This window comes from Streptomyces sp. NPDC034049, from assembly GCF_055575575.1.
On sequence record NZ_JBVISJ010000002.1, the window covers coordinates 692,751 to 715,594 of the forward strand.

Below are 22,844 nucleotides of genomic sequence, written 5' to 3' on the forward strand. Positions count from 1 at the left end.
GCAGGACGCGCGCCGGGACGCGCGGAAAGGTCGCGGCAGGGAGGGAGGAGGCGCGGCAGGGCGGCTGAGACGAAGCCGGGCGCCCGGAGGCGTGGCGGGACGACGCGCACAAGGCGGGCAGGGAGGCTGGAGGCCGGACAGGGCGGCGTGGAAGGGGCCGTGGGTGGGTGGGCAGGCCCGGTGTCGGGGCGTGGCATACTGGCCGCATGCTTGCGCACTCGACCTTCCTCTTTAGCTATGGCACCGGGCCCACCGGCTGCCATGGTCGTGCTGCTTGAGCAACTGACAAGCGACTTCCCCAGGCGCCCCGGGCCGACAAGGTCCGGGGCGTCTGGCGTTTTCCGGGTCTTGCCGCTCCGGGGAGTTCTTCGACTTCCGACCAGGAGCCCAGAGATGACCATCACCTCCACCGAGAAGACCGGCGCCCGCACCTCCGAGGCGGCCGGTGTGATCACCGGTGCCCGCGAGCGGATCGACGCCCTGGACGACCGGATCATCGGCCTGATCCAGGAACGCGTGGCGGTCTCCGCCGTGATCCAGGAGGCGCGGATCGAGTCCGGCGGCAGGCGCGTGAACCTGTCGCGGGAGATGGAGGTCCTGGCCCACTACAGCGACGCCCTCGGCAAGCCGGGTACCGCGCTCGCCATGACCCTGCTGGAGCTGTGCCGGGGCCGCCTCTGACCGGCGCGCACCGGCGGCGCACGTACGTACGCCTGCTCTCTCACCCGTACGGCGCGTGACCGCCGCACGACACGCTTCGTTGGTGTCGGTGTCCGCGCCAGCCAGGTGCGGGCCCGAAAGAACCACGCGTGGCTCCGCTGGAGCGATGAGGCGTCCGGATCGTGCCGGGCACCGTGGGACCTCGCTCCAGGGTGGTGACCGGACGGCAGGGGACAGCAGCCCGGTCACCGAAGAGAACGGCCGGCTCCGGGGACGCCCGGGGCCGACCGGCGGAACTGCTCCGAGGTGGGCGTGACGGACACGGAGCCCGTCCCCCCTTCACGACACGGGGCAGCTCCCCTCGTCGTGCCGTGACCGGCGTCAGCCGGCGACCTTCTCCAGCTTCTTGACCTGCGCGTCCAGGACTTCGGCGGGTACCTCGGCCTTGTCGGCGTCGAGCATGTTCATCGAGGAGAACGCGATGAGCGTCGAGCCGCTGCGCACCACCGTGAAGGACATCGGGATCTTCGCGCCCTCGATGTCGCCCTTCAGCTTGTACGCGACCGCCTCGTCCCCCTGCTCGGGGGCGGGGAGGGCCTCGACACCGGAGTACTTGTTGCCGACCTGCTCGTACTTGTCGCAGCTCTCCGTCGCCTTGCGGAGGTCGGCCATGACCTTCTCGGCGTCGCTCTGCTCGTGCGCGGTGAGGGCGAGGGCGATGACGCTGGCGGAGAGCTGGTCCACCGAGGTGACCCGGCGGCCGGTGCGGGCCTCCGCCTGCGGGTCGGAGGTGAAGAAGAACATGTTCGCGAGGGGCTGGCAGGCGGCCGGGTTCGCGGGAACGGTCTCGGCGGGCATGTCCTCCGCCGGCATGTCCGAGATCTTGTAGCCCTTCACGTCCCCCTTGGCGAGGGCCGCCTCCTTCAGCTGGGCCTCGGTCAGCGGGGCCTTCCCGGCGCCGCCCTCCCCGTTCTTCGCGTCCTCGGCCGAGGCGCTTCCCGCGACCGACGGCTTCGTCTCCGCCTTGTCCTCGTCGCCGCCCCCACCACACGCCGCGGTGAATCCCAGCGTGGCCACGACCGAGACGGCCACCGCCACCCGCGACATCGTCGACTTCATGTCCCCCACCTTCATGGTTTTCGTTTCATGCCTCACAGGGGCCCCACAGGCCCCATCGAACATGTATGTGACGGCGCGGGGCGCCCATCGGTTGTGCTGCTCCACCCCTCTCCCTATGTGACTCACGTCACACGAAAAAACTGTCATCGCGAGGGCAACCCTTCGCACCACTCACCTGTCACATCTGGCACACGAGAGAAGAACCCGCGCTCGGAGGGGGGTGCGGGTCCTTCTCCGTAACTCTTCTTCCGCCGGGACGGCTACTTCTTCGGCGGCACCGTCGGTACCGGCATCAGCGGCAGCCGCAGCGCGCCGAACGCGTCCGGCGGGACCACCGGGTGCAGGGGCTCCACGGGGGTGAGGCGCTCGTAGGCCTCGCCGGGGGCCGGGCGCCGGTCCGGCTCACCCTTGTTGGGCCAGTACGACATCGCCCGCTCGGCCTGTGCCGTGATCGTCAGGGACGGGTTGACGCCGAGGTTCGCGGAGACGGCGGCGCCGTCGACGACGGAGATGCCGGGGTGGCCGTAGAGACGGTGGTACGGGTCGATCACTCCGCCCTCCGCGTCGGCGCCGATGGGGCAGCCCCCGAGGAAGTGCGCGGTGAGCGGGGTGCCCATCAGCTCGCCCACATTGCTGCCGGCGAAGCCGTTGATCTCGGCGGCGAGGGTGGAGGCGGCCCTCGAAGCGGCCTCGATCTGCTTGGGGTTGGGCGCGCCGTGCCCCTGACGTGCCGTCAACAGGCCCTTACCCAGGCCCTTCGGCTTCAGATGCGTCGAGAGGGAGTTGTCCAGGGACTGCATCACCAGGCCGATGATGGTCCGCTCCGACCAGCGGCGGTTCGAGAGCGAACGGGCCACCAGCAGGGGGTGCTTGGCCGCGTACCCCAGCCAGCCGAGGACACGGCCGGCGCCCGACGCGGTGGCGCCGGCGTACGGGACCTGGAGGATCGACAGGCCGCCCATCGCGTTGGAGCCCTTGCCGTAGCGGACGGGCTCGATGTGCGTGTTCTCGTCCGGGTGGATGGAGGAGGTGATCGCCACGCCCCGGGTGAAGTCGACCTCGGACGCGCCGTGCGCCTTGCGGTAGCGGCGGTTGTCGGTCTGGGCGCCGACCAGCGCTTCGGAGTTGGTGCGGGTCAGCATGCCCAGGCGGTCGGAGAGGTGCGGGAGTTGGCCGCCCGCCTTCATCCGGTGCAGGAGGGTCTGGGTGCCGTAGGTGCCGGCCGCGAGGACGACGCGGCGGGCCTTGAACACCCGGCCCGCGTCCTTCCTGCGGTTGTCGGTCGGGAGGGTCGTCACGGCGTAGCCGCCCTGCGAGTCCTCCGTCACGGCCACGACCGTCGTCATCGGGTGGACGACCGCGCCCGCCTTCTCGGCGAGGTGGAGGTAGTTCTCGTTGAGGGTGTTCTTCGCGCCGTGGCGGCAGCCCGTCATGCACTCGCCGCACTCGGTGCAGGCTCTGCGGGCGGGGCCGGCGCCGCCGAAGTAGGGGTCCTCGACCTGGTCGCCGGGGGCTGCCTTCGCCCTGCCGTCGGCGTCCTCGCCGTCACCGAAGAAGACGCCGACCGGGGCGAGGTGGAAACTGTCGCCGACGCCCATCCGCTCGGCCGCGGCCTTCAGGTGCACGTCGGACGGGGTCATCGTCGGGTTGAGCCGTACACCGAGCATGCGGCGGGCCTGGTCGTAGTACGGCTTCAGCTCCTCCTGCCAGTCGGTGATGTCCTTCCACTGCGGGTCCTCGAAGAACGGCTTCGGCGGTACGTAGAGGGTGTTGGCGTAGTTGAGGGAGCCGCCGCCCACGCCGGCCCCGGCCAGGACCATGACGTTGCCGAGGAGGTGGATGCGCTGGATGCCGTACATGCCGAGGGCGGGGGCCCAGAGGTAGTTCTTGAGGTCCCAGGAGTTCTTGGGGAGCGACTCGCGCGTGAACCGACGGCCCGCCTCGAGGACGCCTACCTTGTAGCCCTTCTCGGTCAGGCGCAGGGCGGTGACCGAACCGCCGAATCCGGATCCGACGACGATGACGTCGTAGTCGTACGACACGTGCTCTCCTCGTTGAGAACGGTGGGCGGGCCCGATGACCTAGCGGAGCCTCAGCGCCTTCATCACCCTCAGGCTGCGGCTCATGAACTGGGCGTACTTCTCGTCGTCCATGCCGAAGGACGGGGCCATGGGCAGCAGGCGCTGCTGGGCGACCGTCTGGGCCTCCGTGTACTTGAGGATGCCCTCGGAGCCGTGGCGGCGGCCGAGACCGGAGTCCTTCATGCCGCCCATCGGGGACTGGACGGACCCGTAGGCGGAGGCGTAGCCCTCGTTGACGTTGACCGTGCCGGCGCGGACGCGGGAGGCGACCTCGCGGCCGCGGCGGCCGTCCTTGGTCCAGACGGAGGCGTTGAGGCCGTACGCGGTGGAGTTGGCCTCCGCGACGGCCTCGTCCTCGTCCTTGAAGCGGTAGATGGAGACGACCGGGCCGAAGGTCTCCTCGGTGCAGACGGACATGGGTTCCGTGACGCCGTCGAGGATGGTCGGCTCGTAGAAGTAAGGGCCGATGTCGGGGCGGGCCACGCCGCCCGCGACGACCTTGGCGCCCTTCTCCACGGCCTCGTCGACGTGCCGGGTGACGGTCTCCAGCTGGCGTTCGCCGACGAGGGAGCCCATCTCGGCGCCGTACGCGAGGGACTTGCCGAGGCGCATGGCCCTGGTGCGGGCGGCGAAGCGCTCCAGGAAGGCGTCGGCGATGGACTCGTGGACGTACAACCGCTCGATGGAGATGCAGAGTTGGCCGGCGGAGGAGAAGCAGGCGCGGACGGCGCCCGCCGCCGCCTTCTCTATGTCGGCGTCCTCCAGGACGAGCATCGCGTTCTTGCCGCCGAGTTCGAGGGAGACGCCGACGAGCCGGGCCGCGGCACCCTGCGCGACCTCGCGGCCGGTGCGGGTGGAGCCGGTGAAGGAGACGTAGTCGGCGTGCTTGACGACCTCGGGGCCGATGACGGGGCCCTCGCCGAGGACGACCTGGAAGACGTCGGCGGGCAGGCCGGCCTCGATGAGGAGGTCGCGGGCCCACAGGGCGGTCAGGCAGGTCTCCGTGTCGGGCTTCATCACGACGGCGTTGCCCGCGACGAAGGCGGGGATCGCGTCGCCCACGGAGAGTTCCAGCGGGTAGTTCCAGGGGGCGATCTGGCCGATCACGCCGCGCGGGTGGCGGAGTTCGGTGACCTTGGTGAGGGTCGGCACGGCGCCCGTGTGCCGCTTCGGCTTGAGGTAGAAGGGGGCCTTGCGGCCGTAGTGCCGGGCGGCGACCGCGACGGCCTGGACCTCCTCGTGGGCGTGGAGGCGGGCCTTGCCGGTCTCCAGCTGGATGAGGTCGAGCACCTCGCCCTGGCGTTCGAGGACCAGGTCGTGGAAGCGGAGCAGGACGGCGGCACGCTCCCGCACGGACCGCTGGGCCCAGACGGCCTGGGCCGCGCGGGCCCGCTCGTAGGCCCGCTCCACGTCCTCGGGGGTGGACTCCGGCAGGTCGGCGAGCTTCTCGCCGGTGAACGGCGTGTGGTTGGCGGTGCGGCCGGAGCCGACCACGCCCTTGGTGAGCTGGGCGACCAGCTCGGGGGTGACCACGTCGGCTGCGGTACGGGCGCCCTGCGGGGCCGCCGCGAGGGGGTTGGTGCCGGTCGTCTCTGCCGTGCCGGTCGATCCCGTGGTGGTCGTGCCGGTCTTTTCGGGGGCCTGCGAGTCCGTCATGACGCGCAGGGTATTCCGGACCGGACGACTTTGGGTACCCGGCGGTAACAGGGTTTCGTCCGGCCCACACACCACGCCAGTGATCGCTGGCAACGAAGTCGCTGATCAGGGCGGCGTGCGATGCCGTGCGGCCGCGAATGCGGCGTCGATCACTTACGGGTCCGACGGCGGCCGGCCCGGCCTACGGTCCGATCTCCAGTCGCTCGCGTGCTCCCTTGAAGACGGCCGTGCCCTTCTTCTCGTCCGCCGTGCCCTTCGGCATGTCCACGCGCAGCTCGTACATCCGGTCGTCGTCGGTGCGGACGATCAGTTCCAGGACCCGGGTGGGGGTGCCGTCCAGGTGGTGGGTGGTGTCCGCGAGGACGGCCTCCTGGTCGTGGAAGCTGGTGGTGGTGTACTGGGCGGTCGACTTCACTCCGGCCGCCACGATGTCCGTCGCGTCCTTGGCCTGTTCCATGGGTGAGGCGGGCGCCTCGTCCCACTGCGTCAGCCGCACCCGGACGACCTTCTCGCCCTCGTAGGTGACCACTCGGGGCTGTTCGTCGTCGCCGCCCTCCGCGCGGATCCGTTCATAGGGGCCGGGGAGGGAGAGGACGGCGTCCATGGCCGCCTCGCGGTGGGCCACCCAGCGTGTGCCCGCCGTGGTGCCGGGGGTGGGACTGGGGCTGGGGCTGGGGGACGCGACGCGGGCGTCCGCCCATCCGACCTGGGGCTCGGCGACTTCGGTGACACCACCGTCCTCGTCCAACGCGATCCCGGCCCAGGCTCCCCCACCGGCCAGCAGGAGCCCGGCGGCGGTCACGGCGGCGACGCGGCCGACACGGGCTCTGCGCCGGGGGTGCGCGGGCTCGGGGCGCGCGGGCGCGGAGCGCACGACCTCCGGTTCACGCGCGGGCTCCGGTTCACCCGCGGGCTCCGGTTCACGCGCGGCCTCCGGTTCACCCGCGGGCTCCGGCACCTCCACCAAAGGGTCTTCCTTGTGTACGTCCTCACGGTCCGCACCCCGCGCCCCGAGCCGCATCGTCCCCGAGTCCTCGCCCAACTCGCTGAGGCCGAACGGGGTCTGGGCGGCGGGTGCGCGGTCCTCGGCCACGTCCCGCAGATACCCGGCGGTCTCCTCGGCGTCGGGGCGCAGCGCCGGGTCCTTGGTCAGCAGGCGTACGAGGAGGGGACCGAGGGGGCCCGCCCGCTCCGGCACCGGAGGCTCGGCGGAGAGGATCGCGGCGAGCGTGGACTCCAGGGTGGTGCGGCGGAAGGGGGACCAGCCCTCGACGGCGGCGTAGAGGAGGACGCCGAGCGACCAGAGGTCGGAGGGCGGGCCGGCGGCTCCGGGGCCGGCCATCCGCTCGGGCGCGACGAACTCGAGCGACCCGACGAACTCCCCGGTCACGGTGAGCGATTCCTCGCCCTGGACATGGGCGATGCCGAAGTCGGTGAGGACGACCTGGCCGTGCGGCCCGAGGAGGACGTTGGCGGGCTTGACGTCCCGGTGCACGATGCCGACCGCGTGCGCGGCGTGCAGCGCACCGACGACGGCGAGGCCGATGCGGGCGGACTCGACGGGGCTGAGGGCACCGCGCTTGAGCACCTCGTGGAGCGACTCGCCGCGGACGAGTTCCATGACGATCCACGGGGCCCCGTCCTCGACCACGACGTCGTGGATGGTGACGGCGGACGGATGGTCGACGCGGGCGGCGGCGCGGGCCTCGCGGTAGAACCGGTTGGCGGCCCGCCGCCGGGCGTCGTGCTCCGGCCCGTCAAGGCCGCCGGGTCCGACGGGTCCATCGAGTCCGTCCGCGTGGCCCAAGCCGTCATGGCGGTCAGGACTGTGCGGGCCGTGCAGGTCGGTCGTGTCACCGGGCAGTCTGGGCTGTTTGACGGCGACCTCGCGGTCGACGAGTTCGTCGACCGCCCTCCACACGGTGCCCATGCCGCCCGATCCGACGCGTTCCACGAGACGGTAACGGCCGCCGACCAGACGCCCGGTGGGCCGGGACGCCCTGCCTCCGGAGGGGAGTTCGCCGCGCGGATGTTCGCCGTCGTCGCTCATGCCCCATCAGTACCGTGCGGGGACGGAGCTTGTCGACGCGGGTCCGGTGGCCCGGCGGTCCTAACGTCGCCGGTTCCACAACTCCTCGGCCCAGCCGTACCGTTCGCGGTGCTTGGGCAGGGCGGTGCGGCCGACCGCGGCGGCGAGTTTGCGCAACCGGCGCCAGTCCAGGGGCGGTTTGGGCTCGGGGACGCCGGGGCGGTCGCGGGGCACCCGGACGCGCAGGGCCTTCGGGGAGACCCGGCAGTGGACGGGGGTCGGCAGGACGAGGGCCTCGCCGTCGACGCCGACCTCGATCTCCGGCCGGTCGGCCTCCACGACGATCTCGTCCGCGACGAGCAGGCTGAGGCCGGGGGCGTTCGAGCCGAGAACCAGTCCGGCGGCCTCGGCGGCGCTGTCGACGCGGACGCCTACGACGCCGAGCACCCCGGCGTCCAGGCGTTCGCGGCGGCCGAGGCCGACGAGGTCGTCGCTGCGGTAGACGTTGTTGCTGACGAGGACGGCCTGGGGCGCGTCGATGACGGCGTCCCCGATGCGGGCGGTGAGCCGTGGGCCCCGCTGGTGTGTGAGCAGTTCGGGGAGTAGTTCCAGGGTGGTGCGGACCTTCTCGTCGCGGTAGGCGGGGCTCTGCACGACGGCCGCGTACGCGCCGAACGAGGCGTTGTTGACGAAGGGGTGGCCGCTGGCGTAGCCGAGGTCGACATGGAGTTCGACACCCTTGTCGGTGAGGGCGTCGAGGCAGGCGGCGGGGTTGTCGCGGTCGAGACCGAGGTCCATGGCGAAGTGGTTGCGGGTGCCGGCGGAGATGACGAGCAGGGGGACGTCGTAGGCGGCGGCGATGGCGGCGACCTGGGCCTGGGTGCCGTCGCCGCCCGCGACGCCGAGGAGATCGGCGCCGTTGCGGACGGCGTCCCGGGCCAGGACGGCGACGTCCTCGTGGCGCGCGGGGTCGAGCAGGTGGACCGTGGCGCCGAGCCGTTCGGCGCGCTCCTTCAGCCGGAAGCGTTCGACCTTTCCGCCGCCGGACTTGGGGTTCATGATGAGGAAGGGGCGGCTGGGGGCGGGTACGCGGTGCTCGGGGACGTGCACCTGGTGGGACTTGGTGCTGCTGAGGGCGAACTTGCCGGACCAGACGGCGACGCCCCAGAGGGCGGCGGAGACGATCACGACCCAGAGCAGGTTGACGACGGCGAACCACCAGACGACGCCGACCGGCGCGGCCAAGGCAAGCACTCCCGCCGCGACCCGGGCGGCACCGCGCCGGGTCAGCACCCACCAGAGCGAGGCCGCGGTGAGACCCGCGCCCAGGACGACCCCGGCGACGAGCAGAAGGCTCGCCCCGCGCGCGTAGCCGAGGGGCAGCAGCACGGCGAGGACCGCGCAGCCGAGGGCGGCCCTGGCCGCCCAGCGTTGTCTCGCGTGCGCCCGTACGTCCAGGTGTTCGATGCCCACGCTCGCTCGCCCTTCGCGCCGATCATGCACTTGACACGGCATGTTAGGGGTTGGGGGCGCGAGCAGGCGACGACCCCGAGGAGGCGAACTCCCCGGGGTCGTCGTGATTCAGCTCTTCCAGTCGGCCAGATAGAAGAGTTCCAACTGGCCGTATTCGTCGTCCACGTCCGAGAGATCCTGCGCCGTGGTGTGCAGGAGCGACACGGAACGGACGAACCCGTGGACGTCGGCACCGAGGAACGCGGCGCTCGACGAGAGGACCAGGGCGATCCGGAACGGTGCGTCGGCCCCCCGGTCCCGGAGGATGTCCGTCAGGGCGTCCCAGTTCTCGCCGTAGTGGTCGGGTGCCGACAGCGCGCGCCCCAGTACCGTCAGCAGGTCCGACTCCGTCGCCACGTCCGCCAGATCGGCCTCGAGAACGGTGAAACCGGCCCCGCCCAGCTCCTCGACCAGTTCGTCGCGACGGCTCTGCGGCGCGAAGTACGGCTCCGACGGCAGCCAGGGAAGGAGGTCCCGGGGGTCCACCCAGGAGTCCTGGAGATCATCCGTCGTCATCGCACCCGCACAAAAGTCGTGTAGTGATCGGCGGTGAAATACACTTCACCCTTCTTTCCGAAGATCAGACGGTGTACCCCGCGATTGGCTCCGCCGGTCGGCCACACGTCCGATTCGCGAGAGTACGCCTTCACCTTCTTGGTCAAGAGGCCCTTGTCGTTGGTGAAGACGCCCTTCGCCTGACCGCGCGCCTGACCCTTCATCACGCCGGGCGGAGTGCGCCCCGTCTCGTCGTAGTAGTTGACGACCTTCCAGATCTGCGCGCCGAGCGGCGTGAGACAGCTGGTCTTCGCGTTGTGGACGAGGACGGTCAGCGGGCGACCTCGGTGATCCGGACCTCGGTCCCGGCGTCGGTGCTCAGCCGGTCGCCGGCCGTGAGGTCGGTGGCGTCGAGCCACTCGTCCAGCCCCGGCACCCAGAACGGGTGGCCGTCGGTCGCGGTGACCGAGGCCGTCCGCGTGCCCCACTTGCCGTCGAGGTCGACGCTGACCCGGACGAGGTGCTTCAGCCCGGCGCCCTCGATCTCGGCGGTGACCTTCTCGGTGCGGGTCCTCCGGTCTCGGGGTCGGTGGGGAACGCGGGTCCTCCGCGGCCGATCGCGCGGGTCCCCGCGCCCTCGGGCTCCCCGGGGGGGGGCGCCCCATCCGTACTTCGCGATCAGCCGGCCCGCGGGACCGCCGCTGATCGGCGAGGTGACGACGTTCAGCGCGGTCCTTCCGCAGGAGCCGAGCGCACCGGTGGTGAAAGAGTGCCTTGGTGCGGGTGCAACGGCCACCGGTTGCAGGTCACTTCGAGGTGGGCCTTGCCGCAGAAGCGCTTCCCGTACGAGACGTCCGACTTGTTGGTGGCCTTGAGGCGGAACGTGGTGGTGTCCCTGTTCACACATGTCATCCACGACCCCCGTCAAGTTGTTCGGACCGGTAATGACCGGCCAACTCGCCTACTGCGATTGACGATTGCTCGCGATCGCGGCCTATAGTCCGGTTGCTCACGCAAGCAGGCCGTGTGGGTGCCCCCCACGCCGTGGACGTTTCGGTCGGATCCCGTGCCCGGGGACGACGTCGCCTGCCGTCAGGTCACTCGAAGGGCAGGTAGCCGTGCGTCGGCTCTGGGGTTGTCTCATTCTTTGCGTTGCTGTCGTTGCTGGACTGGTCGTCCACGACGCCCGTGACAGCGTCGCGGCCGGCCGCAATGAGAGCTCCCACGCCTATGGTTCACACCCCCGCCAGACCCTCGACGCCTACTGGAACGCCGCTGGTGAGGAGCGGGGTGGGAAGCAACCGGGCCTGGTGATCCTGCACGGCGGCCACTGGTACGAGGACACCGGCTGGGCCACCTGGTCGCGCACCTTCGCGGACGCCGGGTACGCCGTCTTCGCCGTCGACCACCGGCTGAATTTCGATGCCCCCTGGCCGGCCCAGCGGACCGACGCGCTGTCCGCGCTCGACTGGATCCGCGCCCACGCCGCCGACTTCGACGTCGACCCCGACCGGCTGGTCCTGCTGGGCTCCTCCTCCGGCGGTCAACTCGCCACCGCCGTCGCCACCTACGGCTCCGGCGCCTTCCGCGTCGACGGCGTGGTGGCCCTCTCCCCCGTGAACGACCCGTACCGCGCCTGGCGCGACGGCAACGCCGGCGACGCGACCGCCAGGCAGCGCCGACTGCGCGACAACGCCACCCTCCTGGCCCGCTGTCACCCCGACCCGGCGGACGACTCGGCCTCCGCGCACCCGGGTTGCCGGGACACCTGGAGGGACATGGCCGTCAGGCACCGCGCCTCCGGCGGCGACGACGCCCCGATGTTCCTGCTCCACTCCGAGGACGACTTCGTACCCGTCCGGCACTCGCTCGACCTCGAAGCCGCCGAGGAGAACGACCACAACATGCCCGCCAATGGGGTCACGGTGGAGACGGTGGCCGGTTCCGCGCACGGCGGAGCACTGTTGAAGGAACCGGGAGTGGCCGACCGGGTCATGGGCTGGATCGCCGAGAGGACGCACTGAGCGCCGTGAAAATCACCTTTCTGCTCCACAACGCGTACGCCATCGGCGGCACCGTCCGCTCGACACTGAACCTCGCCGGAGCCCTGGCGGCCCGTCATGACGTCGAGGTCGTCTCGGTGTTACGCACCGAGGAACGTCCCCTGCTCGGCGTGAGCGGCAAGGTCCGCCTGGTCCCGCTCGTCGACGAACGCCCCGACGCCCCCTCCTACGACGGTGGCCACGAGCTGATGTCCCGGCCCTCCACCGTGGTCCCGCCCACCGAGGTGCTCGCCCACCGCTACACCGCGCTGACCGACGAACGGCTGCGCGCCTTCCTCGACACCACCGACGCCGATGTGGTCGTCGCGACCCGCCCGGCGCTCGTGGTCGCCCTGGCCGAGCACGGCTCCGTCGGCTCGCGCCGCCCGCCCGGCGCGTCGCGCGCGTCCGGCACGACCCGCCGGGGCCCGCTGCTCATCGGGCAGGAGCATCTCTCGTACGAGAATCACGTGCCCGGCGTGCGCGAGGCGCAGAACGCGGCGATCGGGCGGCTGGACGCCTTCGTCACCGTCTCCGCGCGGGACGCCGCCGACCACCGCCGGCACCTGTCCGGGCTGCGCACCCGCATCACGGACATCGCCAACGCCGCGCCGCGCCCGAAGACCGAACGCTCCGACCTGCGCGCCCCGTTGGTGGTCGCCGCCGGACGCCTGTTCCCGGTCAAACGGTACGACCTGCTCGTCGAGGCCTTCGCCAAGGTCGTCGCCGAACGCCCCGAGTGGCGGCTGCGGATCTTCGGCAAGGGGCCCGAGCGCGCGAACCTGCGCGCCGCCATCGACACGCTCGGCCTGAACGACCACGTCTTCCTCATGGGCCCCAGCGCCACCCTGGAGACCGAGTGGGCCAAGGCCTCCGTCGCCGCGGTCAGTTCCGAGTGGGAGTCCTTCGGCATGACCATCCTGGAGGCCATGCACGCTGGTGTCCCCGTGGTCGCCACCGACTGCCCGCACGGCCCCGGTGAGATCGTCACCGAAGGCACCGACGGCCTCCTCGTCACGCCGAACGACCCGAACGCCCTGGCCACGGGCCTGCTCCGGCTCATCGACGACCCGGAACTGCGGCAGCGCGTCGGCACCGCCGGGCGCACGACCGTCCAGCGGTACGCGCCCCGCGTGATCGCCACGGAGTACGAACGCCTGATCGCCGACCTCCAGGAGGCCCGTACCCCGGCGGCGGTGAAGCTGGGACGACGCTTACGCCGGGCACTGGGCTGGACCCCGTCCACGACGGACGGGAAGCCGGGGGCGCCGGAGCCGAGGGCCGGGGCCGCCGAGACCAGGGCGGCCGAGCCCGAAGCCGCCGGGCCCCGGGCGGCGAAACCCTCCACCGCGAGCGCCGCGCCGAAGCCCTTACGTCCGAAGGCCGGCTGTCGTGTCGGCGGGCGCGGCGATGTGCGGGTCTCCGTGGCCGCGTCCGGCGTGTCGGGAGCGGACCTGACGCTCGTGCTGCGCCGCCGTCACGCCGACGACGAGGTCCGCGTCCCCCTGCGGCAGGACACGCCGGGCGACGCCAGGAGCCCCTGGACCGCCACGCTCGACCGCGAAGGAACGAGCCTCGCGGAGGGCCGCTGGGACCTGCATGTCGAACGGGGCGAGGACAGAACACGCCGCCGGCTGCGGGCCGGACTGGTCGAGCAGCGGGGCCTGTTGACCGCCGAGCCCCCGGAGCGGTCGCCGGTCGCCTGGTGGATCCCGTACCCCACCAAGGACGGCTACCTGGCGCTGCGTACCTTCCACCGCACCGCGCACGCCGAGGTCGCCGCGCTGCCCGTCGGCGACGGCTCGATCGCCGTGGAGGGCGTCCTGCACGGCGCCGTGCTCGGCGAGGGCGCGACTCTGGTGGGGGTCGCCCGGGGCGAGGACGTACCGGACTTCGAGGCACCGGCGACACGCGCCGTGGAGAAACGCGCGACCGGACGACCCGCGTTCCACGCACGGCTGACGTCCCTGCCGGACCCGGTCGGCCCGGACAAGGTCATCTGGGACCTGTTCCTGCGCCCCTCACCCGACGCCGAACCCATCCGGCTCGGCCGGTTGTTCGACGACATCGTGGACCGCAAGGACACCGACAAGTACCCGGCGGTCACCATGGCCACCCCGGGCGGCTCCTCGCCACAGGCCCGCTTCTTCTTCACCGTCACCAACGACCTGGCGGTGGCCCTCTCATGAGGCGCGCCACCGCTCAGGCACGCGACCGCTCAGACCCGCGGCTGCTCAGGCATCGGCCCCTCGGGCACGCGCTCCTCGGAGGCATCTACATCTTGTCGATCTTCAGGTTCGCGATGACCGTGCGGGCGATCTCGCGGCCCTGCTCGGTGAAGTGCCCCTTGCCCGGATAGTCGATCCAGAGCCGGTACATGTCACCGTTGCCCGCCTTGTAGTACAGGACCCGCGCCTCGCGCAGGCGCGGGGCCTGGCTGTCCGTGGTCGTGTACCTGATCGTGTTCTGGGCGGCCTCGTGGCCCCGGAACTTCGCCTCCTTCGGCCGCCCCTTCGGCGCGGGGGTGTCGGCGACGTCCAGCGAGTACTCGCCGTCCTTGACCAACTCCCAGTCGGCGTACGCCCGGTCCAGCGCGACCCCCGGGATCTCGTTCTCCTTGTCGTCCTTCTTGACGTCCCGGTCGACGTTGATGCGGATCAGCCCGCTCGGGTCGCTGTACTGCGCGAACGTGCCGTCGGTCTCGTCCGGCTCGAACCGGTCCTTCACGAAGTCCCCGGGCACACCCACGCTCGCGGCGACCTTCGTACCGAGGTCCCGCTGCTTCCAGCCGTCCGGCAGCGGCCCCGCGAAGGGGTCGGCGATCACCACGTACGCCGTCACCGCCGCCGCCACGCCCAGCACGCCGAGCCCCGCGACCGCCGCCGCGAAGACCGCCGCGCCGACCCCGGCGAGGGTCCTGGCACCGATCCTGATGCCCTTGGTGTCCTCCGCCCGGAGCCCGGCGGTCGTCTGGACCACCTGGATGGGCGCGGGCGGGTTCGCGGCCGTCTCCAGCAGTTCGCGGACCCGGGCGGCGCTCGGACGGCGCGCCGGGTCCTTCTGCAACAGGCCGTTGATGGCCTCGGCGAGCGGGCCGGTGGCCGAGGCGGGCGCCGCGGGCGTGGCGTTGAGCACGGACTGCAGGGTCGCGGGCGTGTTGCTGCGCCGGAAGGGCGACACGCCCTCCGTGGCGGCGTAGAGGACGACACCGAGCGACCAGAGGTCCGACGCGGGCCCGGGACGCTGGCCGAGCACCCGCTCGGGGGCGATGTACTCGGGCGAGCCGACGAAGCCGCCGGTGTCCGTCAGGTTGGTCTCGCCCTCGATCTGGGCGATGCCGAAGTCGGTGAGGACGACCCGGTCGTGGCGGCCGAGGAGGACGTTGTCCGGCTTGACGTCCCGGTGCAGGATGCCCGCAGCGTGCGCGGCCTCCAGTGCGCCGAGCACGTCGAGGCCGATTCTCGCCGCCTCGCGGGCCCCGAGGGTGCCCTCCTGGAGCGCGTCGCCCAGCGAACGCCCCCGCACCAACTCCATGACGATCCACGGCCGGTCGTCCACGACCGCCACATCGTGCACGTTCACGACCGACGGATGATCGAGCCGGGCCGCCGCACGGGCCTCGCGGCGCATCCGCTCGTAGGCGTTGGCCCGTTCACGCTCGGGAAGGTGGTCGGGTACGCGGGGCTCCTTGACGGCGACCTCCCGGTCCACCGTCTCGTCCTGCGCCCGCCACACCGTGCCCATCCCGCCGTGCCCGAGCTTGGCGAGCAACCGGTAACGACCGGCGATCAACCGCCCGGTGCCGGGATCCTGCGAGGACTGCGCGTGCGGCGCCGGCTGCGCGTGCGGCGCCGTCCGCGGGAGCGGGGCGGGCGCGGGCGGCTGGTCCGCGACCGGCTGCGCGTACGGGTTCCCCGGGTACGGCGCACTCGGCTGCGGCGGTTGCAGTCCGAAACTCGTCGGCTCGTCGGCTCCGTAGCCGGGCCCAGGCCCTGTTCCGTAAGGGGCGCCCCCGTTGCTGCTCATACGTTCATCTGTATCGCGGCAAGCGCTTCGGCATCCACCCCCGTCGCTTTCCGGTCACAGACCCGTGACGCGGAACACCACTTATCTCCGCTTTAGTCACGAACGAACGTGTCGACTGCCACGTCGAAGTACTCCTTCGCCTCGCTCACCCTCCCGACCGGCGCCGACACCCACACGTCGTACAGCCGCCCGTCCCGCTCCCAACACAGGTCGTACGTGTGCCGGGGCCCCTCGGCCGCGCTGAACCCGTCCCAGGTGAACTCCCAGAGCGCGGCCGGCCGCCCGTCGTGCGTGGTCTCGGTGACCCGGCCGTCGCGGTAACCGGGGTTCGTGGAGGGCCCCTTCGCATGGGCGCGCCGCATCACCCCGACCGGGCCGCCCTCCTCCGGGCCGTCGAGCTTGACGCCGATCCGGATCACCTGCCCCGGCGACATGTAGAAGACCCGCTCCCCCTGCGGCTCCCGGGTGAAGTCGTCCGGCACCGCGAGGCTGAACCCCCGTTCGTCCGCGGCCAGCCGGTACCCCGAGGGCACGGTCGGCGCGGTGGCCGCCCGCGAGCGCGTCACGGTGGGCGTGGCGCCCCCCGACGTACCGGACGTGCCGGACGCACCGGACGTACCGCCGGTCGCACCGGACCCACCCGGGCCGCCCGACGTGCGCGGAGTGCCCGGCGTGCCGGACCGCCCCGACTCGCCCGGCGATCCCGACTGCCCCGACTGCCCCGACTCGCCCGCCGTGCTCGACCCGCCCGGCGTTCGCGGTGCCGTACTGCCCGGCGCGCCGCCCCCGCCGCCGCCCTCCCGCATCAGCAGCGCCGCCGCCGAGACACCCGCCCCGGCCATCGCCGCCACCAGCGCGGCCGCGACCAGCACGCTCCGGGTGGAGTGCGGGGGACGCCGCTCGCCGGACTCCTCCCGCAGCACCGCGGTTCCGGCCCCGCCCGCGTCCGGCGGCGACTGTCCGCCCCCGGCCGCCGGCACGTCCTGCGCGGCGGCACCGGAAGCCCCGGCCGCGCCACCGGCCCCGGCCGCACGCCACGCGTCCCGGCCCGGGCGCGGCACGTCCCGGCGGGTCGGGGTGTAACCGGGCGAGGTCCGCGGGTTCCTCGTCGTCCGCGGCGTGCGGCCGGTCTCCCGGAACGCCCGCAGCAGCCGCTCGGCCTCCACCGCGTCGAGCCGCCGGTCCGGATCACGCTCCAGCAGCCCCCGTACGACGGGCAGCAGCGGCGCGGCCTGCGCCGGCGGCCGGATCTCGTCGACGACCACCGCGTGCAGGATTCCGCCCAACGAGTCGCGCCGGAACGGCGATTCGCCGCTGAGCACGGCGCACAGCAGCGCGCCCAGCGACCACAGGTCGGACTCCGGCCCCGTGCGGAGCCCGGACATCCGCTCCGGGGCGGTGTACTCGGGCGAGCCCACGAAGGACCCGCTCTCGGTGAGGGTGGTCGCGCCGGCGACCTGGGCGATCCCGAAGTCGGTGAGGACGACCCGGTCGGTGCCGTTCTCCAGCAGGACGTTGGCGGGCTTGAGGTCGCGGTGCAGGACCCCGGCGTCGTGCGCCCGCCGCAGCGCGCCCAGCAGAGCGATCCCGATCCGCGCGGCCTCCCGCGCGTCGACGGGTCCGTGCTCCTCGATCCGCTCCGCGAGCGAGTCGCCGTCGATCAACTCCATGACGATGTACGGGCGTTCGTCCTGCTCGACGACGTCATGCACGACGATGATGTGCGGGTGGCCGAGCCGGGCGATCGCCCGCGCCTCCCGCAGGGTGCGCTCGCGCCGCTCCCGGGACCGCTCCTCGGGGAGCGAGTCGTCCAGGGCGAGTTCCTTGACCGCCACCTGCCGACCGAGGAGCTGGTCGGTGGCGCGCCACACGATCCCCATACCGCCGCGGCCGATCCTGGCCTCCAGCCGGTAACGCCCGGCTATGACACGGGCGCTCTCCCCCTCGGTCCCCATGCGCCCCATCATGCCGCACCGGATCCGAACCCTCCGGTGGCGCGCGACGGGCTGGCCGACAAGCGCCGCACACACGTCTCACGAGCGCCTTGCGGGCGCTTGGCGGGCGCCGCGCGGCGGCCCCGGAGCCGGGAGGCCCGAGCCAGGGCTCACCGCTCCGCCGGCCGCCAGCTGCGCAGCACCGCGTAGAACTGCTCCTCGGCCGTCTCCCAGTCCGCCGCCGGCGCGGACATGTAGATCGTGTACTCGACGCCGTCCCGCGAGAGGTACATCTGCTCGATCGCCCGGCGCGGCCCGGGGAACTCCGTGTCCTTCTCCAGCGCCGTCCAGGTGAAGTCCCACAGCGCGCCCGGCCGGTCGCGGAAGATGTTCTCCTCCAGGCTCACCCGCTGGTATCGGGACCGCGTCCGCACCTGCTCCTCCAGGTCGAGCTGGTGGTGGTACGGGCTGTCGAAGTCCGGCGAGTCGTCCACGGCGATCCGGAGGAAGTGCTCGCCGCCGTCGGGCGTGTAGTCGATCTGCGAGCCCTCCACCCGCCGCGTCCACCCCTCGGGCAGCGCGAGGCTGAAACCCTGCGGGTCCTCGACCCGCTCCCATCCCTCGGGCAGCCCGTCGGCCGACTGGTCCCCGTCCTCCGCCCCGCCCGATCCGTCCGTGCTGAAGCTGCCGGCGGACCAGCCGTCCGCGTAGTGCATCGCGACGGCGCCGCCGCCTCCGACCAGCGCGGCCAGCACCAGCACGAGGGCGACCGTACGGCCCCGGCGGCGCCGCTCGGGGGTGGCGGAGGCGGGCACGGCGGAGCCGGGCTGATGGCCCCCGGGCGCCGGGGCACCCGGCATCCCGGGACCACCGAAGCCACCGGACCCGCCACCCCAGCCGACAACGGCGCCGGTGGAGTACTCGGCCCCCTGCGCACCGCTGCCGTACGCACCAGGAGCGACCGGAGCACCGGGCGCACCAGGCGCACCAGGCGCACCAGGCGCACCAGCGACCGAAGCACCCGAAGCACCCAGCGCACCCGAATCGCCCCCCGCGCCGTAGCCGCGCGCCCCCGTCCCACCGACGCCCGCGCTTCCAGCCTGAGCCAGCCGGACCCCCTCGCCACCGTGCACGCCCTGCACACCGTGCGCGCCCCGCATGACCTGCGCACCGTGCGCCCCCGGCACACCGTGCACGCCGGCACCGCCCGCACCATCCGTCCCGCCCGAAGGCTCGCCCAGGGCCGTACGGTCCGGCCCCTCCTGCTCCCGAGTCGCCAGATAGGCCTGCGCCTCCCGGGGCCGCCGCCCCTCCGCCGCCTCGACGAGCATCTGCTCCGCCTCGTCCGGACCGGGCCGTACGGCCGGGTCCTTGCACAGCAGCGCGCTGATGACCGGACCCAACGCCCCGGCCTCCGCCGGTTCCGCGACCTCCTCGCTCACCACGGCCTGCATGGTGGTGAGCGGAGTGGTGCGCCGGAACGGCGACTTGCCCTCCACCGCCGTGTAGAGCGTGGCGCCCAGGGACCACAGGTCGGAGGCGGGACCGGGCTCGTTGCCGCGCACCCGCTCGGGCGCGATGTAGTCGACGGAACCGACGATCTCGCCGGTCCGGGTGATGGTGGTGTCGCCCTCGACCTGCGCGATACCGAAGTCGGTCAGCATGACCCGGCCGTCCTCGGCGAGCAGCACGTTCCCCGGCTTCACGTCGCGGTGCAGCACCCCGGCCCGGTGGGCGGCCCGCAGCGCGCGCAGCACCCACACCCCGATGCGCGCCGCCTCCCGCGCCTCCAGCCGCCCCCGGTCCCGCACGGCGTCGGCCAGCGAGACGCCCTCGACCAACTCCATGACGATCCACGGGCGGTTGTCGTGCTCCAGCACGTCGTGCACGGTGACGACGGCCGAGTGGTTGATGCGCGCCGCCGCGCGCGCCTCGGCCCGGGTCCGCCGCAACAGGATGGCCTGCTCGCTCTCCGAGACGTAGAGCGCGGCGGTCAACTCCTTGACCGCGACCGCCCGGTGCAGCACCTCATCGTGCGCACGCCAGACCCGTCCCATGCCACCGCTGCCGATCGTGTCGACGAGCCGGTAGCGCTCCGCGAGGAGCTGGCCCTGCATCTGATTCACGTTGCCCCGCAATGTTCTTGACAGGGTCAGAGTAGGGAGCGGCCCACAGCCCGGGGAACCGGGCCGGCCGCACAGAGACCGCACTGTGACGGTTCTCGCTTCTGTGAACGGAGCGCAACCTTCCGCCGCCGTACCGAACAGCCGCTACCGAACAGCCGCCGACCGTACGACCGCCGCCCGCACTACCGCCGCCTGCCGGACGACGGCTCAGCCGGTCGCCTTGTACGTGGCCGCCGCCTGCTCGTACAGCCGGGTGACCTCGTCCCGCTCCGCCTCCGGCCCGCGCACCTGCACCACGTGGTACCGCCCGTCGAGCAGGATCGCGAGGTTGCGTACGTAGACGCCGCGCCCCTCGGAGTCCTGCCAGGTGAACTGCCCCTCGGCCGAGGTCACCCCGCCCACCTCGACCAGCCGCATCCCGGTGGAGGTGGCCCAGGTCGAGTCGCGGAAGGGCTGCAACTCGCGCTCGTCCTCCCGCTGGTACTTCAGCGGGTCGCTGCCGTACGTCGCCGTGCTGTCCCGCCCGGGGACGACGATCAGCTCGAAGCCGCCCCGGGAGTAGACGATCTGGCCGCGCCCGTTCCTGCCGCCGCGGTCCCAGCCGGTGGCCACGGCGATCTGGAAGCCCTCGGGGTCCTTGCGCAGGGTGAACCCCTGGGCGACCTCGGGATCGCCGGTCTGTGTCTGGGTGGACCCGGACGACTCCGACGGCGAGGGGCTGGTGCCGCTCTGGCCCTCCTCGCCCCCGTCGGGCGAGCTGGAGTTCTGACCGGGCCGGGTGTCGCCGCTCGCCTCTGGCGCCGAACTCGGCTGCCCCACACTGTCCGTGCGGCTGCCGGTGTCGGCGCCCTCGCTGCTCGGCGTGGCCTTCGGCATGAACACCATGGCGTACGTGATGGCGGCGGCCAGCGCGAGCAGTATCAGCAGGAGCAGAGTGCGGCCCAGCTTGCGGGGCTGGGGCCGCCGGTCCTGCCGCGTGCGCTTGTGGCGGGCGTGCGCGCTGGTCGCGGGCAGCCCGGCCCGTCGTCTGCGGACGAGTTCGCCCCGCCGCCGGACGATCGGCAGCCGGCTCGCGTCGACGGGCGGCGCGGGCACGACGTGCGTACCGGCCTCCGGTTCGGGCGCCGACCGCACCAGGGAGCGCAGCCAGCCGCGCAGTTCCTCGAAGTCCAGCCGCTCGGTGGGGTCCTGGCGCAGCAGCGACTCCACGACCGGCCGCAGCGGTCCGCACTCCTCGGCGAACGCGGGCGGCTCGGCGCACACCATCTGCACCAGCTCGGCGGTGTTCTCCTCCGGGTACGGCGCGTGTCCCTGCACGGCCCGGAACAGCAGCGCGCCGAGCGCCCACAGGTCCGTGGCCGGTCCGATCGGCGCTGCCAACTGCCAGTTCTCGTGCACCGGTCCGGCCTGCTCCGGCGCCCATCGCTCGGTGACCGGCCCCACCAGCGCCATCCGGGCCTGCCGCGCACGCTCGGCCGCGAGCGCGGTCGCGGGCCCCCGCCGAGGAGCGGTCCCGCCCCCGGCCCCGTCCCAGGGAACGGCGTCCGTCACCCCCGAGGACACCGGGACGCCGCCGGGCACGGCATCGACATACGCACCGCCGGGCCCGTCGTCGGTCGCACCACCGCTGGTCGCACCGCCGTCACCCACGCCGGGCGAAGCCGTTCCGCCGCGCGGCAGGGCGCCGTGCCAGGCGCTCGTGGCGCCGCCGTTCGCGAGGACGCCGTAGGGGTCGGCGATCTGGTGGAGCGGCACCGGGCGGGTCGCCCCGCCCGACGTCGCGCCGCCGTCACGCCCCGCCCCCGGCGTCCCGTCCTGCGGCGCCGGCCGCTGCGCGGGCAATCCCGTGCCCGGCCCGCCGCGTTGGTCGTCCTGCACACGGGCCGCGGCCCGAGCGCCCGCCCGGTACGCCGCGATGGCACCCGCCCGCGCCGCCCGCGCGTCCCCGCCGGCCTCCAGCGCGCGCTGTCCGCCGGAGGGATCCGCCCCCGGCCCCGCACTCCCGGCCCGAGCCTCTATCGCGGCGCGCCGAGCAGCCTCGGGATCCTCGACCGCGCCACCGAACGTACCGCCGCCTCCGGTCAGCGCACCGCCACGGGCGCCGGGAACGCCGCCGGGCGGGACCGGATCACGCCGAGCGTCCCGCACCCCGCCGGGCGGCACCGGAACGTGCCGCGTCCCCTGCCCCGAGCCGGACCCCGCGGCCGACGCTCCCGCGCCACCGCCGGGTGCCGCGGGCGGCCGGTCCTCGAACTCCCGCGCGGGCACGGGGTCGTACCCGCACAGTGCCTCTTCCGCCGCCCCGGCTGCCAGCCCGGTCAGCATCACCCGGCCGTCGTCGCAGACCAGCACCGTGCGGGCGGTGATGTTCCGGTGCACCCAGCCGTGCGCGTGCAACGCCCGCAGCGCGGTGAGCACGTCGGAGGCGACCTCCGCCGCGCGGTACGGCGTCAGCGGCTGCTCGACGAGCAGCGCCTCCAGTGTCCGGGCGGGCACCAGTTCGCTCACTATCCAGAGCGAGCCCCCCTCGGCGAACACGTCGAAGACCTGGTCGAGCCGGGGGTGGTCGGGGATCTGCGCGGCGGCCTGCGCGGCCTCGATGGCTCGTCGTACGGCGGGGTCGGTGGACCTGCGCGTGGCCCGAGCCGCACCCGGGCGCGCCCCGGCGTCCCGAGCGACGTACCCCTCGGGCAGACCGTCCGAGTCGAGCACCTCCGCCTCGACCACCTCGGGCAACGGCACCTGCCGTACCAGGACTTCCTGTCCGCTGTAGGTGTCGAAGGCGCATATCTCGGCGGCGAGTTCGTACTCGTCGGAGGGCGGCAGCGGCAGGCGATAGCGGTCGGCGAGCACTCGCCCCGCGTATTCGTCCACGATGCCCTCCCCCGGCCGCCCGGTTGGTCAATTCCGCTCGCCCAGCGACCCGTTCCGCTCTGGATTGCGTACGGTCCGCAGCCCTTCACGATACGTGCCGGAGGCAACTCACATTGACTCGATGCGATATCTCGTTCGTCTCGAATGGGCTCGAACGCATCCGATCTTCCCCGGAAGACCCGCCCCCGAACTCACCGGGCGGGCACAACTGCCGAAGCCGAGCTCATGTCGAGGCGCCTCGCCCCGGCCCGCGCACCCGCACGCCCCCGCACGGCACCCCGAACCGAAGC

At 72.9% G+C, this 22,844-nt stretch carries 14 protein-coding genes and 1 pseudogene; 3 read left to right on the forward strand and 12 right to left on the reverse strand.

Going from position 1 to position 22,844, the window contains the following annotated elements:
- Positions 1-393 precede the first annotated feature (393 nt).
- Entirely contained in the window at positions 394-681 is a 288-nt protein-coding gene (locus ACZ52C_RS07875) for a chorismate mutase (RefSeq protein ID WP_469073909.1), read from the forward strand.
- Between the two features lie 360 nt (positions 682-1,041).
- Here the strand turns inward: ACZ52C_RS07875 and ACZ52C_RS07880 are convergent, their stop codons facing one another.
- The 8 genes and pseudogenes from ACZ52C_RS07880 to ACZ52C_RS07915 all read right to left on the reverse strand — a co-directional run.
- A complete protein-coding gene (locus ACZ52C_RS07880) occupies positions 1,042-1,779 on the reverse strand; it encodes a hypothetical protein (protein WP_469073910.1) in 738 nt (245 codons plus the stop codon).
- Positions 1,780-2,039: 260 nt separating this feature from the next.
- The gene (locus ACZ52C_RS07885) at positions 2,040-3,821 is read right to left on the reverse strand and encodes a GMC oxidoreductase (protein WP_469073911.1); all 1,782 of its coding nucleotides are present in this window, start codon (positions 3,819-3,821) and stop codon (positions 2,040-2,042) included.
- A 39-nt stretch (positions 3,822-3,860) separates the two neighbouring features.
- Positions 3,861-5,516, reverse strand: a complete 1,656-nt coding sequence (locus ACZ52C_RS07890; RefSeq protein ID WP_469073912.1) for a succinic semialdehyde dehydrogenase — start codon at positions 5,514-5,516, stop codon at positions 3,861-3,863.
- Between the two features lie 181 nt (positions 5,517-5,697).
- The gene (locus ACZ52C_RS07895; RefSeq protein ID WP_469073913.1) at positions 5,698-7,566 is read right to left on the reverse strand and encodes a serine/threonine-protein kinase; all 1,869 of its coding nucleotides are present in this window, start codon (positions 7,564-7,566) and stop codon (positions 5,698-5,700) included.
- Between the two features lie 60 nt (positions 7,567-7,626).
- Positions 7,627-9,018 (reverse strand): diacylglycerol/lipid kinase family protein, encoded by a 1,392-nt coding sequence (locus tag ACZ52C_RS07900; protein ID WP_469073914.1) that lies wholly within the window; start codon positions 9,016-9,018, stop codon positions 7,627-7,629.
- 108 nt (positions 9,019-9,126) lie between these two features.
- Positions 9,127-9,573, reverse strand: a complete 447-nt coding sequence (locus tag ACZ52C_RS07905; protein WP_469073915.1) for a barstar family protein — start codon at positions 9,571-9,573, stop codon at positions 9,127-9,129.
- On the reverse strand, positions 9,570-9,776 hold the full coding sequence (locus ACZ52C_RS07910; protein WP_469074174.1) for a ribonuclease domain-containing protein: 207 nt from the start codon (positions 9,774-9,776) through the stop codon (positions 9,570-9,572). Before ACZ52C_RS07910 ends, ACZ52C_RS07905 begins: the two co-directional genes overlap by 4 nt.
- Positions 9,777-9,886: 110 nt before the next feature.
- Positions 9,887-10,318, reverse strand: a pseudogene (locus ACZ52C_RS07915) (hypothetical protein); the annotation flags it as partial.
- Positions 10,319-10,670: 352 nt separating this feature from the next.
- On the opposite strand from ACZ52C_RS07915, the gene ACZ52C_RS07920 reads away from it, so the two are divergent.
- Both ACZ52C_RS07920 and ACZ52C_RS07925 read left to right on the forward strand, forming a co-directional pair.
- Complete coding sequence (locus tag ACZ52C_RS07920) at positions 10,671-11,576, forward strand: alpha/beta hydrolase (RefSeq protein ID WP_469073916.1); 906 nt, start codon at positions 10,671-10,673, stop codon at positions 11,574-11,576.
- A 5-nt stretch (positions 11,577-11,581) separates the two neighbouring features.
- On the forward strand, positions 11,582-13,783 hold the full coding sequence (locus ACZ52C_RS07925; protein ID WP_469073917.1) for a glycosyltransferase family 4 protein: 2,202 nt from the start codon (positions 11,582-11,584) through the stop codon (positions 13,781-13,783).
- An 85-nt stretch (positions 13,784-13,868) separates the two neighbouring features.
- Here ACZ52C_RS07925 and ACZ52C_RS07930 read toward each other — a convergent pair whose 3' ends face one another.
- The 4 genes from ACZ52C_RS07930 to ACZ52C_RS07945 form a co-directional block, all read right to left on the reverse strand.
- Positions 13,869-15,620: a serine/threonine-protein kinase gene (locus ACZ52C_RS07930; RefSeq protein ID WP_469073918.1), complete on the reverse strand. Its 1,752-nt coding sequence runs from the start codon at positions 15,618-15,620 to the stop codon at positions 13,869-13,871.
- Positions 15,621-15,712: 92 nt separating this feature from the next.
- Positions 15,713-17,575, reverse strand: a complete 1,863-nt coding sequence (locus ACZ52C_RS07935) for a serine/threonine-protein kinase (protein ID WP_469073919.1) — start codon at positions 17,573-17,575, stop codon at positions 15,713-15,715.
- Positions 17,576-17,724: 149 nt separating this feature from the next.
- Complete coding sequence (locus tag ACZ52C_RS07940; RefSeq protein ID WP_469074175.1) at positions 17,725-19,671, reverse strand: serine/threonine-protein kinase; 1,947 nt, start codon at positions 19,669-19,671, stop codon at positions 17,725-17,727.
- A gap of 216 nt (positions 19,672-19,887) precedes the next feature.
- Entirely contained in the window at positions 19,888-22,554 is a 2,667-nt protein-coding gene (locus ACZ52C_RS07945; RefSeq protein WP_469073920.1) for a protein kinase, read from the reverse strand.
- Positions 22,555-22,844 lie beyond the last annotated feature (290 nt).

What these genes read in the sequence shown, in the direction of transcription:
- ACZ52C_RS07875 (WP_469073909.1), top strand. Translation starts at nt 394, where the DNA reads ATGACCATCACCTCCACCGAGAAGACCGGCGCCCGCACCTCCGAGGCG.
- ACZ52C_RS07880 (WP_469073910.1), bottom strand. Translation starts at nt 1,779, where the DNA reads ATGAAGTCGACGATGTCGCGGGTGGCGGTGGCCGTCTCGGTCGTGGCC.
- ACZ52C_RS07890 (WP_469073912.1), bottom strand. Translation starts at nt 5,516, where the DNA reads ATGACGGACTCGCAGGCCCCCGAAAAGACCGGCACGACCACCACGGGA.
- ACZ52C_RS07895 (WP_469073913.1), bottom strand. Translation starts at nt 7,566, where the DNA reads ATGAGCGACGACGGCGAACATCCGCGCGGCGAACTCCCCTCCGGAGGC.
- ACZ52C_RS07905 (WP_469073915.1), bottom strand. Translation starts at nt 9,573, where the DNA reads ATGACGACGGATGATCTCCAGGACTCCTGGGTGGACCCCCGGGACCTC.
- ACZ52C_RS07910 (WP_469074174.1), bottom strand. Translation starts at nt 9,776, where the DNA reads ATGAAGGGTCAGGCGCGCGGTCAGGCGAAGGGCGTCTTCACCAACGAC.
- ACZ52C_RS07930 (WP_469073918.1), bottom strand. Translation starts at nt 15,620, where the DNA reads ATGAGCAGCAACGGGGGCGCCCCTTACGGAACAGGGCCTGGGCCCGGC.
- ACZ52C_RS07935 (WP_469073919.1), bottom strand. Translation starts at nt 17,575, where the DNA reads ATGGGGACCGAGGGGGAGAGCGCCCGTGTCATAGCCGGGCGTTACCGG.
- ACZ52C_RS07940 (WP_469074175.1), bottom strand. Translation starts at nt 19,671, where the DNA reads ATGCAGGGCCAGCTCCTCGCGGAGCGCTACCGGCTCGTCGACACGATC.